The 1,177-nt window shown below is 39.4% G+C and carries 1 protein-coding gene; it reads right to left on the reverse strand.

Features of this window, described 5'->3' with window-relative positions; genetic code table 11:
• Positions 1–42: 42 nt before the first annotated feature.
• Positions 43–1,097 (reverse strand): IS630 family transposase gene (locus QUA03_RS28905; RefSeq protein WP_333217165.1). Its coding sequence is split into 2 segments (ribosomal slippage): positions 43–702 and positions 705–1,097, totalling 1,053 coding nucleotides; the frame shifts between segments, so codons are not numbered across the junction.
• Positions 1,098–1,177: the final 80 nt, after the last annotated feature.

A 1,177-nucleotide genomic window follows, 5' to 3' on the forward strand; every position in this document is an offset into this window, starting at 1 on the left:
TAAGTAGATAGGCGGGAAAAAACCAATCTATGTAACAAAACATTAAGTTGCCTGATTGGAGTTAAACTTAAGACGTTGCGTGGTGTAATTTCCCCTTTGTCCTCTAGCTTCTACTCCATGAATTACGGCGTAGGCGAGTTCTAACTCATCATCAAACATTTGTCCTGCCAACTCATCTTTCTTAATGTGTTGCCACTCCAATTCAATGGGGTTCATTTCCGAACAATACTTGGGTAAAAAGAAGATATATAAACCTTGCTTTTCCCAATGCGGCCATAACTCTTGGACTTCTTTGCATCGGTGTATTGGGCCGTTGTCTTGTACAATTACTCTCGGTCGTCCAATTTCAGCAGCTTCCTGGGCTTCTCGCTCCATCATTTTGATATAAGCTTTTCGATCAACACCCCCAATTACTAAACCATAAATAAAACTGATTCCCTGTTGAAGAAGTCCGATAATACTTAGTCTACGACCACGCCGTTTCGTTTGTTCTAACCGTTTTTGCTCACCTATTTGGTAATAAGTATAGCCTGGTTCACTCCACGCACAAAAACCTGATTCATCTAAATACTTTAAGTCAATTCCTCCCGCTACTGCCTCTAATTGCAACATATCTAAGTCAGATTGCTTCGTTTCTTGTACTAGGGGGTCTTGTTTTCCTTTGTGACTTTTTCTGGCTCGTTTCCAAATAAACCTTTTTTTTTTAGTATCCTTCTTAATCGATCGGCACTTAGTTTGACAGAACGTTCTTTTTCTAATTTCTGGACTAATTGAAGACTGTTATATGTACGTGATTCGTTTTTGAGGCATTCTTTTAAAAACTCTATATCTTCCTCTTTCCACGTTGGCTTTGCCCCTCGACCAGGCAACTCCCAAAGCCCTTCCATGCCTAGATTCGACCATTTATGTAAAACCTCTCTCACTGTTTGTGGAGTCCAGTTAAAATGAGCAGCTATTTTTTCAACGTACCAGCCATGTGCATTTAATCTAATTACTTCTGCTCTATCTTTGACTTTTTGTGGTACAGCAGCAGTTCTCAGTTGTAAGAGAGTTTTGTCTTGCTGTTGAGTCAGGAATACCCTTAATCTAGCGCCCATATATTTAGTTACCTCAGTAGATATATTCTCTTTGTTTACTTATCTTAACATAGTTCGGTTTTTTTGCGCCGACCTACTTA

This window comes from Microcoleus sp. S36b_A4 (assembly GCF_036700645.1).
GTDB lineage: Bacteria > Cyanobacteriota > Cyanobacteriia > Cyanobacteriales > Microcoleaceae > Microcoleus.